At 42.2% G+C, this 16464-nt stretch carries 17 protein-coding genes; 4 read left to right on the top strand and 13 right to left on the bottom strand.

Going from position 1 to position 16464, the window contains the following annotated elements; all coding sequences use genetic code 11:
* The 4 genes from Q0241_RS17305 to Q0241_RS17290 all read right to left on the bottom strand — a co-directional run.
* The coding region (locus tag Q0241_RS17305) for a hypothetical protein (RefSeq protein ID WP_299379895.1) at positions 1 to 429 on the bottom strand (429 nt) is incomplete at its 3' end.
* A gap of 168 nt (positions 430 to 597) precedes the next feature.
* Positions 598 to 891 carry a hypothetical protein gene (locus Q0241_RS17300; RefSeq protein WP_299379892.1) on the bottom strand — a complete coding sequence of 98 codons (294 nt, stop codon included), beginning with the start codon at positions 889 to 891 and terminating at the stop codon, positions 598 to 600.
* Between the two features lie 103 nt (positions 892 to 994).
* The gene (gene fghA / locus Q0241_RS17295) at positions 995 to 1858 is read right to left on the bottom strand and encodes an S-formylglutathione hydrolase (RefSeq protein ID WP_299379889.1); all 864 of its coding nucleotides are present in this window, start codon (positions 1856 to 1858) and stop codon (positions 995 to 997) included.
* Positions 1859 to 1950: 92 nt separating this feature from the next.
* Positions 1951 to 3060, bottom strand: a complete 1110-nt coding sequence (locus Q0241_RS17290; RefSeq protein ID WP_299379886.1) for an S-(hydroxymethyl)glutathione dehydrogenase/class III alcohol dehydrogenase — start codon at positions 3058 to 3060, stop codon at positions 1951 to 1953.
* Positions 3061 to 3297: 237 nt separating this feature from the next.
* Here Q0241_RS17290 and Q0241_RS17285 point away from each other — a divergent pair, with 237 nt between their 5' ends.
* Positions 3298 to 4101: an alpha/beta fold hydrolase gene (locus tag Q0241_RS17285; protein WP_299379882.1), complete on the top strand. Its 804-nt coding sequence runs from the start codon at positions 3298 to 3300 to the stop codon at positions 4099 to 4101.
* Between the two features lie 38 nt (positions 4102 to 4139).
* Here Q0241_RS17285 and Q0241_RS17280 read toward each other — a convergent pair whose 3' ends face one another.
* From Q0241_RS17280 to Q0241_RS17255, 6 genes are all read right to left on the bottom strand, one after another.
* Complete coding sequence (locus Q0241_RS17280; protein ID WP_299379879.1) at positions 4140 to 4589, bottom strand: CoxG family protein; 450 nt, start codon at positions 4587 to 4589, stop codon at positions 4140 to 4142.
* Between the two features lie 76 nt (positions 4590 to 4665).
* Complete coding sequence (locus tag Q0241_RS17275) at positions 4666 to 6027, bottom strand: TRAP transporter large permease (RefSeq protein WP_299379876.1); 1362 nt, start codon at positions 6025 to 6027, stop codon at positions 4666 to 4668.
* Complete coding sequence (locus Q0241_RS17270; protein ID WP_299379873.1) at positions 6027 to 6569, bottom strand: TRAP transporter small permease; 543 nt, start codon at positions 6567 to 6569, stop codon at positions 6027 to 6029. Before Q0241_RS17270 ends, Q0241_RS17275 begins: the two co-directional genes overlap by 1 nt.
* Positions 6570 to 6661: 92 nt before the next feature.
* Positions 6662 to 7642: a TRAP transporter substrate-binding protein gene (locus Q0241_RS17265; protein ID WP_299379870.1), complete on the bottom strand. Its 981-nt coding sequence runs from the start codon at positions 7640 to 7642 to the stop codon at positions 6662 to 6664.
* A gap of 245 nt (positions 7643 to 7887) precedes the next feature.
* Positions 7888 to 9285: a sigma-54 dependent transcriptional regulator gene (locus tag Q0241_RS17260; RefSeq protein ID WP_299379867.1), complete on the bottom strand. Its 1398-nt coding sequence runs from the start codon at positions 9283 to 9285 to the stop codon at positions 7888 to 7890.
* 9 nt (positions 9286 to 9294) lie between these two features.
* Positions 9295 to 11025 carry a cache domain-containing protein gene (locus tag Q0241_RS17255; protein ID WP_299379864.1) on the bottom strand — a complete coding sequence of 577 codons (1731 nt, stop codon included), beginning with the start codon at positions 11023 to 11025 and terminating at the stop codon, positions 9295 to 9297.
* 358 nt (positions 11026 to 11383) lie between these two features.
* Between Q0241_RS17255 and Q0241_RS17250 the strand changes: the two genes are divergently transcribed.
* Positions 11384 to 11626 carry a hypothetical protein gene (locus Q0241_RS17250; RefSeq protein ID WP_299379861.1) on the top strand — a complete coding sequence of 81 codons (243 nt, stop codon included), beginning with the start codon at positions 11384 to 11386 and terminating at the stop codon, positions 11624 to 11626.
* Here the strand turns inward: Q0241_RS17250 and Q0241_RS17245 are convergent.
* A complete protein-coding gene (locus tag Q0241_RS17245) occupies positions 11623 to 12507 on the bottom strand; it encodes a LysR family transcriptional regulator (RefSeq protein ID WP_299379858.1) in 885 nt (294 codons plus the stop codon). The two genes, Q0241_RS17250 and Q0241_RS17245, sit on opposite strands and share 4 nt — an antisense overlap.
* Positions 12508 to 12892: 385 nt before the next feature.
* Between Q0241_RS17245 and Q0241_RS17240 the strand changes: the two genes are divergently transcribed.
* The gene (locus tag Q0241_RS17240) at positions 12893 to 14206 is read left to right on the top strand and encodes an FAD-dependent oxidoreductase (protein ID WP_299379854.1); all 1314 of its coding nucleotides are present in this window, start codon (positions 12893 to 12895) and stop codon (positions 14204 to 14206) included.
* A 155-nt stretch (positions 14207 to 14361) separates the two neighbouring features.
* Here Q0241_RS17240 and Q0241_RS17235 read toward each other — a convergent pair whose 3' ends face one another.
* On the bottom strand, positions 14362 to 15261 hold the full coding sequence (locus Q0241_RS17235) for a LysR family transcriptional regulator (protein WP_299379851.1): 900 nt from the start codon (positions 15259 to 15261) through the stop codon (positions 14362 to 14364).
* Positions 15262 to 15448: 187 nt separating this feature from the next.
* Here Q0241_RS17235 and Q0241_RS17230 point away from each other — a divergent pair, with 187 nt between their 5' ends.
* Positions 15449 to 15988: an NAD(P)H-dependent oxidoreductase gene (locus tag Q0241_RS17230; protein ID WP_299379848.1), complete on the top strand. Its 540-nt coding sequence runs from the start codon at positions 15449 to 15451 to the stop codon at positions 15986 to 15988.
* 84 nt (positions 15989 to 16072) lie between these two features.
* On the opposite strand, the gene Q0241_RS17225 is transcribed toward Q0241_RS17230, so the two are convergent.
* A partial coding sequence (locus Q0241_RS17225) for a GNAT family N-acetyltransferase (RefSeq protein WP_299379845.1) occupies positions 16073 to 16464 on the bottom strand: 392 nt, incomplete at its 5' end.

Below are 16464 nucleotides of genomic sequence, written 5' to 3'. Positions count from 1 at the left end.
CATTTTTTTGGTACCCGCTTCGGCAAACTTCACGCCGTTTCGAATACACACACGGTATGGCGCTAAACTTTGCCAGCCCTGCAAAGATATTTTGGGATTTGTTGTAATGGCCACACCTTCCATTATTCCTATGGGAGTAGGGATCATCATAAGATTTTTGTACTTTAAGTGGATATTTTTTATTCGATATAATTCGCCATCAACCCTACCTGAATTCGCAACAGCCAAAGATCTTGCTGCGGGTAAGGCGGTAAATTTTACGTCTAGATCTAAACGTCTGTATGCCTCTTTCATCACTCGTTGACTAATCGTCGCATAAGAAGAGTTTTCTATACCGGTAAAGACGAGAGATTCTTGCGCCAACATAGAAGATGGCCAAAGTAAAAAGAGTAACATTACTGACTTATAAAGCTCTTTTTTTATCCCCATTCCTCACCCTAATTAATCAGATAAGTACATGATTGTAACATACATTAACCATATCAGAAAACAGTGATACTTTGTGCCATGAACAGGTATTTTCTGATTAATTAAAATTTTTAAACATAAAAAACACCGTGCTCATAAAATAAACACGGCGTTTGTTCAGTATATTTTTTAGCTTAAAGAAGACAGCGAAAGATTAGAGATTAAATCCCCTAACGCCTGAGCTTTTGCCAATACATTGGAATGGGTATCGATTGCGCAATACCAATCAGAAACCTTTCCGAATGCACATATAAGATTAGTGTTATCTGGGGTTAATACAGCGACGACCTGTTCCCCATCTTGTGTTGCCAATGGTAAGACTTCACCAATGTGGCCACTTGCTATATTGTCTTTATAAAAAGACTGAATTAATTCAACATCTTGTGGTGACAAGCTATCACCATTTACGAGTACCTTGGACATACTTTGCCTCTTTCATCTAATACTACCTGTATTACGAACAAGATAATGGCACGAAATTTATGACCAAATTCTTTACAAGAGGCAAAATATGTTAATTTTTTTATTATGACAGCCCTGCAACATGATGCTTCAAATGATCTTCGATAAAGGACGCCATAAAGAAATAACTATGATCATAACCGTCCTGCATTCTTAATGTCAGTTTTTGACCAGATTTTGCACAAACTTCCTGTAAAAGTTCAGGCTTTAGCTGTTCCACCAAAAACGTATCCGCGCTTCCTTGATCAACAAGAAGAGTAGCGTTCGATGGTGATTCTTTTACCAACTCTGTTGCATCGTATATGGCCCATTTGGACTTATCTGTCCCCAAATACCCACCAAAGGCTTTTTCTCCCCACGGGCAGCTCATTGGTGCACATATTGGCGCAAACGCAGAACAAGTTTTGAAAAGATCTGGGTTTTTCAGATGAATCGTCAATGCACCATGCCCCCCCATGGAATGCCCGGTGATTCCTTGCCTATTCATATCTGCAGCATCAAAATTACTCGCAATAACATTCTGTAATTCCTGCGTTATGTAGCTGTACATATTATATGAACCGGACCAGAGTTCTTCCGTGGCATCCAGATAAAACCCCGCACCAGAACCAAAGTCATAGCTGTCATCTTCACCTGGGATGTTTTGATTACGTGGCGATGTATCAGGCGCAACAAAAATCACGCCCAACTCACTTGCCATTCGTTGTGCACCCGCTTTAACCGTTACATTATCTTCCGTACAGGTTAATCCCGAAAGATAGGTGACGACAGGAACTTTTTTTCCATTTAATGCTGCAGGCGGCAAGTAGATGGCAAAACGCATCGCCCCGTTACACACCTTTGAAGCGTGACTGTAAACGCGCTGAAAACCACCAAACATCTTGTTTTCACTAATAAGTTCAAGATCGGTAATATTGTGTTCTGTCATGGGAACGAAACCTGATAACAATAGAAGAATACTTTAAGACAAAAAAGAAGAGGGACCCTTCATAAAGAAAGGTCCCTCAAGTGTGCATGTAATTAATACAGCACGACAGATCTAATTGATTCACCACTATGCATGAGATCAAATGCAGAGTTAATATCGTCCAACGGCATTGTGTGGGTGATCAAATCGTCGATATTGATCTTACCGTCCATGTACCAGTCAACAATCTGTGGCACATCTGTCCGCCCACGAGCACCACCAAAGGCAGTTCCTTTCCAGACACGTCCTGTCACCAATTGGAACGGGCGGGTCGAGATTTCCTGTCCCGCGCCAGCAACACCCACGATCACAGAGACACCCCAGCCTTTGTGGCAACATTCAAGTGCCTGACGCATGGTGTTCACGTTACCAATACATTCAAAAGAATAGTCCGCTCCGCCGTTTGTCAGGTCAACAAGCGCCTCGACAACATCACCGTCAATATCTTTTGGGTTTACAAAGTCTGTCATTCCGAATTTTTCGCCGAGTGCCTTGCGGTCATCGTTCAGGTCAACACCGATGATCTTATTAGCGCCAACCATCCGGGCACCTTGGATGACGTTCAAGCCGATGCCACCAAGACCAAAAACAACAACATTTGATCCTGGCTCAACCTTGGCCGTATTAATCACGGCACCAACACCCGTGGTAACACCGCACCCGATATAGCAAACCTTGTCAAAAGGCGCATCTTCACGAATTTTTGCTAACGCAATTTCCGGAAGAACACTGTAGTTCGCAAAGGTTGAACAGCCCATGTAATGGTGCAACATCTTTCCGTCCATGGAGAAACGACTTGTACCATCAGGCATCAGTCCCTGACCCTGTGTAGAACGTATCGCCTGACAAAGGTTGGTTTTCGGGTTTAAACAGTAATCACACTCGCGACATTCCGGTGTATAAAGAGGGATCACATGATCGCCCTTTTTCAAGGAAGTTACGCCCGGGCCGACATCAACAACAACCCCGGCACCTTCATGTCCCAAAATTGTAGGAAAAAGACCTTCAGGATCTGCCCCGGAGAGAGTGAAATAATCTGTATGACAAACACCCGTTGCTTTCATTTCAACAAGAACTTCCCCATGGCGAGGTCCTTCCAGTTGAACGGTTTCAATTGTCATAGGCTTGCCAGCACCCCATGCGACCGCAGCACGAACATCCATAATCTATCACTCCCTGATAACTTCGGTAAATTTATCTCTGTTTATTCATTAACACGACTGCCATGGATGGCAATAAGGAATTAATCAATATAAGGTATGACGACATAAACACGTTTTTTCATGTCATTTCCCGACAACATTTGTCGTTCAAATACTATATATAAACTCGTCAATATGAAGTACTGATCTATAAGTATTATAAAACAAGGTATTAGTATGCGTTTCAGGAGCCAGTTAATGAACTTTCTAATTTTTGCAGCAACATTCTATACACTGGTACTGGTCGGAATGTATCTGTTGCAAACAAAGCTGGTTTACCCTGGATCAGAGATACGCGCAAAACCAGAGCAATATGGTGGCGAAGGGGTTCAGGAAATTACCCTAACAACATCTGATGGGATAGAACTGACCCATTGGTACCAGCCAGCCAGAAAACCGGGCTATCCTGTAATTATTGCCTTCCACGGTAACGCAGGACATACAGGTGACCGCCTGCAAAAACTGTCTTACTTGACGGAACTTGGATACGGCTTGTTTCAAGTCGAATACCGTGGATACGCTGGTCATGGCGGAACACCTTCAGAACAAGCTTTTAAAAACGACGGCTTGGATGCAATGAAGTGGTTAAAAAGCCAAGGTTATACCGATGATAAATTGATAATGTACGGAGAATCTTTGGGCACTGGAATGGCGGTCTGGCTTGCCTCACGACATGCCGTAAAAGCAGTTATACTCGAAGCGCCTTATAGCTCTATTGCTGATGTCGCCCAATCAAAATACTGGTTTTTACCTGCACGTTTTCTATTGAAGGACAAATGGAAATCCCACGAAGCCATAAAAAATGTCAAAGCCCCTGTCTTTATTTTTCATGGCGAAAAAGACGGTGTTATTCCTGTTCAGTTTTCTCGCAAACTATTGAAGGCAATTCCGGGTCAAAAGCAGGCTGCTTTTTTTGAAAAGGGATTTCATATGGACCTTTATGACCATGGTGCTGAAAAAGATGTAACGGCTTTCCTCAAGAAATATGTACGTTCTCAGTGAATAAAATAGACACACAGTGATACTTACGATTGGATACTCTAAACTTCTTTGTTAATCACCTCATCAAACCGCGCAAAAAAATCATCTGCGAGTTTTTGTGCCGTTTTGGTTACCAGTTTAGAAGCCATCTCTGCAATTGTTCCCTGCATATCGCCGCTGGCATGAAATTCCAGTAGCGTTTTATTATTTTCTATAGGGTGTAGGGTTACATTTGCCCGCCCTTTGGCCATTCCAGCCAATTTTCCTTTACCTTCAGCGGACATCACATAAGAATTTGGAGCGTTAATATCTGACAAGGAAATCAAACTTTCCAATCGAGGCTTGATAAAACCTAATTTAAAAGAAAAAATCGCTGTAAATTCTGTATCCGAATGACGGATAGCTTCGTCACAACGGGGAATAGCCTGTCTTAAAATCTGCGGATCATTCATCCCGGCCCACACCCTGTCTCTTGGTGCGTTAATTATGTAGCGGCCATTCATTTCCATTAACTATTCATCCCAGAAAATATAATTAAGAAGGTGCCATAAGAAAGGGGAGCAATTATGCTCCCCTTTCTAAATGCTATTTCTGTGCGCCGTATACAAGATCCGGCAAGAAAGTAGAGATGATAGGTACATAGGTAATCAATATCAGGAAGACCAGTAAAATCATCAGCCAAGGCAAGGCTGCTTTTACAACCTTTAAAATTGGCATCCCCGTTATACCGGCCGTCACAAAGAGGTTCAGGCCAACAGGGGGGGTAATCATACCGATTTCCATATTAACAACCATGATGATCCCCAGATGAATAGGATCAATACCAAGCTGCATAGCGATAGGGAACAGAATAGGTGCCATAATCAACAGAATAGCTGATGGTTCCATAAAATTCCCGGCAATGAGCAAGAGAATATTCACAACAATCAGGAACATCCAAGGCTCAAGGCCTGCCTCTAGAATGGCATTGGTGATCGTTTGCGGAATGCGCTCGGTCGTTAGCACATGGGCAAATAACATTGCATTAGCCACAATGAACAACAACATGATCGTAACTTTGGATGCTTCCAGAATTGTTTTACGAACATCTGCATCAAACACACTCTTGGGGATAGCGATCAAATAATCACCCACTCCTAAATCAGAAGCATCACGTCCTTTAAGTGGGCCCATATCACGATAGACAAAAACAGCGATCACAAAGGCGTAGACAGAGGCAACAGCCGCAGCTTCGGTTGGAGTGAAGATACCACCATAAATACCGCCCATGATAATCACGATGAGCATCAGTCCCCAAATTGCATCACCAAAGGCAGCGAAGACTTCTGCACTGGTTGCTCTGGGGAGGCGAGGGAGCTTCTTGACACGTGCGGCAACATAAATACCGATCATCAGCATCAAGCCCGCAATCAGCCCAGGAATAACGCCAGCCATAAACATACGACCAACAGACACATCCGTAGCAGCAGCATAAACAACCATCACAATTGATGGCGGGATAAGGATACCAAGCGTACCGGCATTACAGATCACACCAGCTGCAAACTCTTTTGAGTAGCCAGCTTTTTGCATACCCGCAATAACGATAGAACCAATAGCAACAACCGTAGCAGGCGATGAACCTGAAACAGCAGCAAACAGCATACAGGCCAAAACCGATGCCATTGCCATACCACCTTGCAAGTGCCCCACACAATCCATTGCAAAGCGGATTAATCGACGGGCAACACCACCCGTTGAAAGAAATGCGGACGAGAGGATAAAGAAAGGGATAGCCAACAGCGTATAATGTTCCATTGTCTCAAAAAACTTGAGGGATATGGAGCCAAGAGAATCATTCGAAAAGAAAATGATCGTTGTCAGACTTGCCAAACCAAGGGAAAATGCAATCGGCGTCCCCAACAAAAGCAAAAGGAACAATAGAGTAAAGAGAACAAGAATGGCCATTATTTCTGTTCCTCACTCATATCGTCTTCTTTAAACTGCTCAATAGCATCCTTACTTTCATCTCCAAGAATTGAAAAGTCGCCCTTGGCAGTAAGAATACTCAAAAAAGCCTGAAGTAACCGAAAAATTACAAGTCCCATACCGATGACAAGAATGGACAAAAACAACCATTTTTGTATGGGCATATCATGGGTCTCAATGCCAATTTTTTTTAATTTACCGACATAGATCCAACCACCGTAAAACATGATGCCTGCATAAATGACCGAAGCTGTAACAGCTAACAAACCAAAAATCCGTTGAACCGGTGTTTTGAACAGCTTTACAAAGGCGTCGACACCAATATGTATATGTGTTTTCACACCATAAGAGATACCGAAAATAACAAGCCATGCGAATAGATAGGTCGTTAGCTCCAACGCCCACAAAGCCCCGCTGTTAAAAACATACCGAGCTACGACTTGCGAAAAGGTGACCAGGACCATCGCTGCCATTAGTAGGGAGATGAAGCTTTCCTCAATTTGCGTAATGAATTTGCTCATGGGACTTTGCTTCCAGATAATAAAAGGGGCTTAACTGCTGCCAGTAAGCCCCTATATTTGAGAAATCAAACGATTTTCAGATCAAACTTGGATTAGTTTGAAGCCAGGGCTGCATCGATCATATCCTGACCAATATCACCAGTGAACTCTTCCCAAACAGGGGCAAGTTTTTTACGCCATTCAGCTTTTTGTTCGGCTGTCAGAGTACGTACAACACCACCAGCATCGATAACTTTTTGCTTGTTGGCCTGGTTAATTTCAGCAGAGATTGAATTACGCTCTTGAGAAACTTCTGCAAGAATACGTTCTAGGTCAGCACGAATATCGGCAGGAAGACCATCCCAAAATTCAGATGAAGTCACGATTAGATAATCGAGAATCCCGTGATTACTCTCTGTAATTCCATCCTGAACTTCATAGAATTTTTTCGTGTAGATGTTGGACCAAGTGTTTTCCTGACCATCAACAACACCTTGTTGCAAAGCACCGTATACTTCACTAAACGCCATTTTTTGCGGGTTTGCGCCAAGTGTTTCAAAGTTCGCAACCAAAACATCAGATGTTTGGACACGGAATTTCAGACCATCGGCATCTTCAGGCTTGATGAGCGGCTTGTTGGCAGAAATTTGCTTCATACCATTATGCCAATACCCAAGGGCACGAAGACCACGGTCTTCCATTGCGCCTAGCAACTCGTGACCTTTTTCACTGTTTTGGAAACGATCAACAGCCTCGATATTGTCAAATAGGAAAGGCAGGTCAAAAATACGATATTTTTTGGTGTATTTTTCAAACTTAGAAAGTGACGGCGCTGCCATTTGAAGATCACCGAGCAACAATGCTTCTAACGCCTTGTCATCATTATAGAGGGTAGAGTTAGGATATACCTGAACCTCAACCTTACCTGCTAATTCTTCATTAACGCGTTTTGCGAAAAGAGCAGCAGCTTCCCCTTTTGGGTGGCCAGTTTCTTTTGTCACATGGCTGAGTTTAATAATGATAGGTTCTGCCTGTGCAGCAAAAGCTGAAAGTGCAACACCTGCAGCAGCCATAAGAAGAGTAAGTTTACGCATGAGTATCCTCCCATAGGATAATTATTATTTTTATAAACTGAAACTACAAAGAACTTTGTAGATAACGATCACTCATTACCAGACAGTATAACAGCAAAGCTTATGCCAAGTTAACATTTCTGTAACCATTTGATATATATTAAAATTTTTTAACCCTCGCTAAAGGGTTAGCAAGTATCTGCCGAATTCAACCTAGCACATCGGCAGAAATCCGCCGAAACATATCAAAATACATAATTCAGCATTTACTCATGGTCACTTCGTTTAAGACTATACTTGGCCATCTTTTCATTAAGTGTACGCCTCGGAATGGAAAGCTCTTCAATTACTGCTGATACATTTCCTTTATGCCGCCCCAAAGAAGCAAGTATAACATTTCGCTCAAATAGACGTACCTGTTCTATAAGAGGGAGGGATGTTCTTGCCTGACTTTCTTTTTCACTGTTTAAAATGATCGATAGCTTTTCCTCAGGAGGGCGTGTCGATAAAGCATAACGCTCTGCCGCATTTCTTAATTCGCGCACGTTTCCCGGCCAATTATGGGCCATAAGACTGGCTATACCTTCGGGGCCAGGCATTTCGATTTCCCGCCCGAAAGTCTCGGCTGCACGTTTTGCCAAAAGCTTGAATAAAATTGGCAAATCATCTTTACGTACCCGTAGGGGTGGGATTGCCATCACGAAAGTTGCAATACGGTAATAAAGATCTTCCCGTAATCTACCCGAGGCAATCGCATCTTCGGGCGGTTCCTGAAGGGCTGCTATTAATCTGAATTGAACAGGTCTGGCAACGTTTCCCCCCAAAGGAGTTACTTTACGCTCTTCCAAGGCCCGCAAAAGTTTTGCCTGAAGATCCATTGGCATCGAGGACAATTCATCAAGGAATAAAGTACCACCATTTGCAGCCTCCAACTTTCCCATTCGTCTTGATTGCGCCCCGGTAAAAGCTCCTTTTTCATGGCCAAAGAACTCGCTTTCCGCCATTTGTTCAGGAATAGCAGCACAGTTAACGGCAACAAAATTCCCGCTGGGGTTTTCACCAAACTCGTGAAGACAACTGGCAACAACTTCCTTTCCGCTACCTGTTTCGCCTTGAATAAGAATGGAAGCATTGGTTGGGGCAATATCAATGATATCCCTTTTAAGTGCTCGCATAATCGGGTTTCCACCAACCAAACGTGCATCAAGCCCTTCGGCGGCAACAAGATCACGTTTCAGCGCGCGGTTATCAAGAACAAGAGCACGCTTTTCCAACGCCCTTCTAACGATATCCAAAAGGTGTTCTGGCTCAAACGGTTTTTCGATAAAATCATAGGCTCCATTTCTCATTGCCTCGACAGCCATTGAAACATCCCCGTGTCCCGTTACAAGTACCACCGGAATATTGGCATCAATATTTTTTATCTCTCGTAACAAAGAAAGGCCGTCCATTCCCGGCATTTTAACATCAGAAATTACAATCCCCTGATAATGCCAATCCAGATTTTCAAGTGCTGATCGTGCATCTTGGAAATCGTCAATTTCAGAGTGTCCAGCCAGCTCAAGCCATTGTTTTGTCGAAACTCTTATTGCTCTTTCATCATCAACAAGCATAACCGGACCATCAATGACGGCTTGATCATTTTGCTCTTCAACTTGTGCCATTTATAAAATCTACTTTTCTATATAACGGGGAAAAGACAGAACAAAACACGCTCCGCCATCTGAATTATTAGACGCCTGTATCTCACCTTTTAAGTCTTTTATAATGCCATAGGTAATCGACAGGCCAAGTCCCAGACTTTCATTATTCGATTTTGTCGTAAAAAAAGGATCGTAAAGTTTGCTAAGGACATGATCTTCGAAACCAGTTCCCGTATCAGAGACAACCACATTAACACGGTCACCAATAATCGAGGCTTCAACATGCACAACCTTTTTACCGTTAATTCCCTGCATTGCATCAATGGCATTTCTATACAGGTTAACAAAAACTTGTTCTAACCTTGTCTCGTCCCCTGCAATCAACATTTTTTCTGCTGCCACATTTATCAATACATTGATGCCCTGTGTTTTAAAAACAGGCTGCACCAAATGAGCGGCTTTGTTTATGGCCTTTCCAATATCAGTAGGCTTTATTTTTAATGATGACTTACGAGCAAAATTTTTCAACTGCCCTGTAATCACCCCCATTTTTTCAGTTAAAGACGATATTTCAGTCAAAGATTGATCAAGGTTCCAGTCTTTGTCCTCTTTAAGGTAGTATCCGCAGTTTGAAACATTATTCTGTATAGCTGCAATCGGTTGATTTATTTCATAAGCAATCGCGGCTGACATTTGCCCCAATGCTGCTAGCTTACCTGCTTGTACCAATCCGTCTTGTGCCGCTCTGAGCTCTTTTTCGGTTCTTCTTCTTTCTTCAATTTCTATTTCAAGCTGCCGGTTCATATCTTCCATCTTTTCGGCCTCTAAAGCCCTCCGGGTTGAAATAACTTTTTGACGTCGCTCACGTATAAACAAGGCAAGCACGAATAACGTGATCATAACCCCAATACCTATCGCAACAATTGTCCGTTGGTTTTCGGTAATCGGACCGATAGAAACAAGGTAATGGATTTTCCAATTTGTATTTTCTATGCTTTGAATAGTTTCCAGATATTTTTTACCATCAACTTCCGTGGCAATGTCACCAGCGATACCCGTTTTATCCGTCCTAAGTATTTCGAATGTGGAATCTCCGTACTGTTTAATACGTTTCAGTTTTTGTAATTGCGTATCAGAAATTTTCCGTAAACTCTTGTAAAGCCATTCTTTTTTGCTTGCTAAAAAAATAATTCCGTTGTCGTCCGTAATCAATACATTCTCACCGCCGTCATTCCACTGTTGCTGCAAGGGTGTCAGATTTACTTTAACAACCGTCGCGCCAATAATACTGTTATTTTCATAAACAGGATGAGACATAAAAAACCCAGGAGTGTCAGATATCGTGCCGATTGCAAAAAAACGACCTTCGCGGCCTTCTATTGCATCCTGAAAATAGGGCCGAAAAGAATAGTTGTGTCCGACAAAAGTTGTATCATCCTGCCAATTTGATGACGCCAGTGTATTTCCCTGCTTGTCCATGATGTAAAGGACGTTGGCTTCGGCCTTGTTATTCGTTTCTGCAAGGTATCTACTAACCTTATTGGCAAAGAACGTATCATTTGGAAAGGTTGTAAGAAGATCTTTTACATCCTCATTTCCCGATAACACAAAGGGAAGATATCGATACTTGTCCAACTCACCAAGCAGGTTAGATTGGTAGAGACTTAACCGCTCTATGGACGTTTCTCTTAGCTCCAATGCTGTAGAAGCGCCTAGCCAATAGCTTGCTAATCCAACCGCTAATCCACTGCTGGAAAACACAAAGATCCATCCCCATATAACTTGCCGAGAAAATTTATAAGCAAACGAAAACATGTATCGTATCAGACCTATGGAAAATTGGTCACTAAACAGAGTGAAGTGAGGAAAGCCCTAGTAAACCGTTAATACAGCTATCTTACTTGCTATATTCAGTAAATTAAAAGCTTATACGTTTTGAAATTGAAAGTTTAACCGCAGGCCATTAATTAATAAGTTGCCAATTAAGCTATTAAAACCCAAATTCATTAACCCCACCGGGACACATTAATAACACATGAATTTACCAAAATAGATACAAGACGACTATCCCCTCATAACTTTATAACCATGTCCATTAAACAACTTTCATGGGCTGGTCATGACAAAAACGATCAAACATCTCGCAATCATCTTAACAGCAACGCTTTTTCTTGGCGCCTGTAGTGGCCTATCCAACACACAGCAACGCGTTTTAAGCGGTGGTGCTATAGGTACTGGCGTTGGTGTTGTTGGAACCGCTGTCACAGGCGGTTGCGTGACTTGTGGTGCTGTTATTGGTGGTGCAGTAGGGGCAGGAGCAGGATATCTTGTTGACCAACATGAAAAAGGGAAACTTCCTTAGAGAATAAACTTATCCCGCTCATTTTCAAAAAGAGTATTAAGCCAATCCCAGATGACACGAACTCTGGGGTTTTCCAGTACTTCACTATGGGCCACAAGCCAGTAATCACGTTGCTGGCTTGTGATTTCCTCTGACACACGGACAAGTCCAACATGGTCTCTGGCATAACCGCTTGTCCACAAAATCAATCCTGCACCAGCAAGCGCCAAATCCATCATCACATGAAAAGAAGCACATCGATACGAGATACGAGACGGCGAAATTTGTTCTTGATACCATTCTGTAGCTTGTTTTGAAGAGCATCCGTCAATAGGAACAACCCAATCACAGTTCTGATATCGTTCCTCTGTTAAGGCAGTAGGATTTTGATTTACATATTGGTGGCTAGCAAAAATCGCTGCCTGAGTTTTAAAGGCTAGTTTTGTTCTTAAATCACCCTGTGCAGGTAACTCTGTCCTCAGTGCTATATCAGCCTCACGCCTTGATAAATTCACAAATTGGTTCGATGTAGCAATCTCTAGCTTGATATCAGGATATAGTTTCTGCAGCGGTAACAACCTTTTGCCTAGGTAACGACTTGTGATTTCTGGCAACGAGAGCCTGACTATGCCTGCCAGTTTATCCTGATCTTGTTCTTCTATTGCATTACTGGCACGCTCCATTGCCTCTATATGCGGCAATAATTCCAAGCCCTGTTCTGTAAGCTGATACCCTCTTGAACCACGATCAAAAAGCTTCTTATTCAGTGCTTTTTCCAGATTATCAATATGGCGACCGATTGTTGGCTGACTAAGGCCCAAATGTCGCCCAGCCGCAGAGAGAGTTCCCTTTTGAACCACTGCGGCAAATACCCTTAGATCATTCCAAGACACATTATTCATTTATGAATACCAAGTTACATTATTAGCTAATTTTATGAAAATAAAATTTAAAGTCAAATAGGGGAATACATCACACGGAAAAGGACGGATAATGTTTTCCCTATTCAAAACACTCTTCACACATTCAGCCGCCAACAGGTTGCCTATTTCGAATAACAACATTTTAAAAGACATTGGTTTGAGTGAAGATCAGTTACCGGCCTCTTATGAGCAAAAACTCGATAAATACGTTACTGAACGACTAAGGTTTTATCCTAGATCGTGGTATTAAACCGTGGAATTCAATCAAATTATATCCGAGAAAATTTATATTGGCTTATTGACCATCAGCTCTTGTTATGCGACAGCCTTTAACTAGGATAAAAAGTATTTTCGGATATATTCCATGGCCTTGGCACCACTTACCTTTTCAACAGATAATCACGGTTGGGCAGAACTTCTTCCCAAAAGAGAACCAACCAAATCATTAACAGGTACTCATCGCGTGCCTTGGGTTGTTATCGGCGCAGGTGTTACCGGTTTATCCGCAGCGAGAAGGTTAGCAGAACAGAACCCTAACGATCAGGTTCTTCTGCTTGATGCAAGACAGGTGGGGCAGGGTGCTTCTGGCAGAAATTCTGGTTATGCGGTGGCCATAAGTCAATTTTCAGGGGCATTCGATAAAGAGCAGGAGAAGAATTATCGCCGGATAGCGAGAATTAATGCCCAAGGACTTGATCTATTAAGACAACAGGTGACTGATCTGGGGATCAATTGTCAGTGGCAGGAAGATGGTTACTATCACACGGCAGCTGATGCAGCATCTTTAAAAGAGTACGATAATTTCAAAGATCACCTGAACAGACTGGGCTACGAACACACCCTCTTAAATAAAGACGACTTGACGGAACGATTAGGAACATCTCTCTACCAAGCAGGTATTCATGTTCCCAAAGGTGTATTATTACAACCTGCTGCTCTTGTTCATGGTCTTGGTGATAACTTGCCAGCAAACGTTACGCTTTATGAAAATAGCCCGGTATTAAAAATCAATCGGGGAGAGCCTTGCCTTTTAGAGCTAGAAAACGGACAAATCACGGCAGATAAAGTCATCGTCGCAACCAATTACGAAGCCCCCAAGCTGGGCTTTTTAAACCGCTATATCATGGGAAGCACACTATCTGGCAGTTTCACCCGCCAACTAACAAATGATGAGCTTTCTAATCTAGGTTCCCTTAAAGAATGGGGCGTTCTCTCGCTTCATAGCGGCGGGGCAACTGTTCGGCTAACCCGTGACAACCGTATTTCCCTTAGAAATACGGCCGAATATCATGGTGCTGTCCTAATGTCAGATACCTTCTTGTCCAAGCGACGGGATATTCACCGTGCTGCTTTCGAGAAACGTTTTCCCCAACTCTCGCACGTTCCTTTCGAATTTTCATGGTCAGGCGTTGAGGGGATAAGCCAAAACTTTACAAATTTCTTTGGCCGACAAGCGCCCAATATTTATCTAGCAGGTGGATATAATGGTTCTGGTGTTAGCAGAGGAACGGCTTTTGGTGCCGCCTTGGCTGACTACGCCTGTAATATTTCATCCGACCTAGTTGATGATTGTTTAGCTTCAGTACCAGCAACATGGATCCCGCCGCGGCCTTTTCTTGATATCGGCGCTTTCTTCAAAGTAAAGATGCGTTTCATAGGCGTCGGTTTAGATAGATAATCAAGTTTGTAAGAAGAATTAAAAGTTTTTCACAAGACTAGCCTCTCATGAATATAGGTCCACAGGAACTGCTGTTATGAAAAGTGGTTGTACTGGGCTGGCCTATATATCTCTGACTGGCCTATCAATCTAAAACAAAGCCTTCTCGTGAAAACTTAAACTCGCGTATTCATTTTAAATTTCTTTTCAAAAAAATCGATCCAGGCTCTGGCTTTTTTTGTTAGGCCTTTTCGGCTTGGATACAGCACGTAATAGCTTATAATTTTACTCTGCCAATCGGGTAAAACCTGCACAAGCTTGCCCTTATCAATTGCGTCCTGAATAATGTATTCAGGCATAAGCGAAATCCCGCAACCATCCTCGACCATAGAACGTAATGCAGTGAAATCATTGATCGTATTGTTTGGCATCACATCCAACGAACGCAATTCACCGATTTTATTTTCAAAGATAAATTGCTTTAAATCATAGCTATCGCTCATCATTAACAGCTTGTGATCAGGCAACTGATTTAATGAAGTTGGAGAGCCGTAATTTTTTATATAATCAGGTGAAGCACATAGTTTTGCTCTCGCTTGACCTATGCGCTTTGTCATCAAGCTTGAATCCTTTTGTTCACCTACTCGGATCACCAAATCATAACCTTCAGTTATCAAATCAACATGACGGTTACTTAGATCCAAGCTTATTTTAATATCAGGGTATAGCTTTGCAAATTCTCCAAGGTATGGCGCAACCAGGTACTGTCCAATTGCAAAAGAAACACTTACCCTCAGATTGCCGCGGGGCGCTTCTCTCATATTATTCATACTCTCAACGGCACTCTCAGATTCCTCTACAACGCGCCGACAGTGATGAAAGAAAATTGTTCCCATTTCAGTTAACTGAACCGCACGGGTTGTTCGTTCTATAAGGCGGACGCCCAAATCGCTTTCCAAGGCTGCGATACGGCGACTTACCCGTGATTTTGGAATATTCAAAACCCTTGCAGCTGCTGAAATGCCTTCAAGCTCTGCCACTTTGGCAAACAACACCATATCATTCAGATTTATCATAAAAGATCCTTTATAACTGCGCCACCCATCGTTCCAATTACAGAACAGTATATCTTATTTTTATGTCTACAAGAAAAATTCAGAACAATTATTTAAAACATAAGTTGTTGATCAAAGACACAACAACACACTTTGTTTTAGTTCGCGATCACCTAAAAAGATCCGAATAATGTCGAAGGACAATACAATGAAGATTCTTGCTTTTGCAGCCAGTAGCAGCACCAAATCTATAAATAAAAAACTTGTCGCCTATGCAGGCAAACTGTTCGTGGAACAGCATAACACAGCAAAGGTAGAGATTATTGATATCAACGATTATGAAATGCCTTTATTCAGCACAGACAGAGAAGATGAACTTGGCCATCCCCAACAGGCGATAGATTTTATTGATAAAATCAAAGGATCTGATGCCTTGATTATCTCTTTTGCAGAACATAACGGTTCCTATACGGCCGCATACAAAAACCTGTTTGATTGGGCTTCAAGGATCGACGTTAAGGTCTTTCAAAACAAGCCGTCATTATTTCTATCAACATCAACCGGACAAGGCGGAGCGGGCAGTGTTCTTAAATCAGCAGAAACATCTGCACCTTTCTTTGGCGCAGACTTAAAAGTGACGCTTTCAATTCCAAGTTTTGAAGATGATTTCGACAGAACCAACAATCAGTTAACAAATGCTGAGCTAAAGCAAAAGTTAAATGATGCACTCTTTAAACTGCGTATGTAATCCAAGAGCCTTGCTCTTTTCCTTATAGAAATTTATCTAATTACGGTGGAAAAGAGCAAGGTATCACAATGAAATAAGAACGGCTTAACAACAAGAAATATCTTTAAACATTAACACCCAGTTTTCGCCTTCCAATGACACACCTGTTTTAACCATTGGTTCTTTTGCGACGCTATAAAACCCGAATTCTTCATATAGCTTCCGAGCCGGATTGATATCCCGCACAATGACACTTAATCGTTGATACTTTGCTTTAATCGCACTTTCTTCAACAGCGCAAAGAAGTGCGAGAGCAGCACCTTTTCGTCGAAAATCTGGATAAGTGGCAAGAATATGTACGTTCCAAGTACCAACGGCTTTTTGTTCCAATAATGCAAGGGGAACAAGTAAAGGCGGGATTTCACCATCATTAACGATGACATCTTTATCTTCTATAGGGAAACTAAAGATAGCGGCAATGACTTGTCCTTTACTAT

It is taken from the genome of uncultured Kiloniella sp., assembly GCF_937128705.1.
GTDB lineage: Bacteria > Pseudomonadota > Alphaproteobacteria > Kiloniellales > Kiloniellaceae > Kiloniella.
The sequence above is the reverse complement of the archived record's forward strand: the minus strand, read 5'-3'. Positions and strand labels throughout refer to the sequence as shown.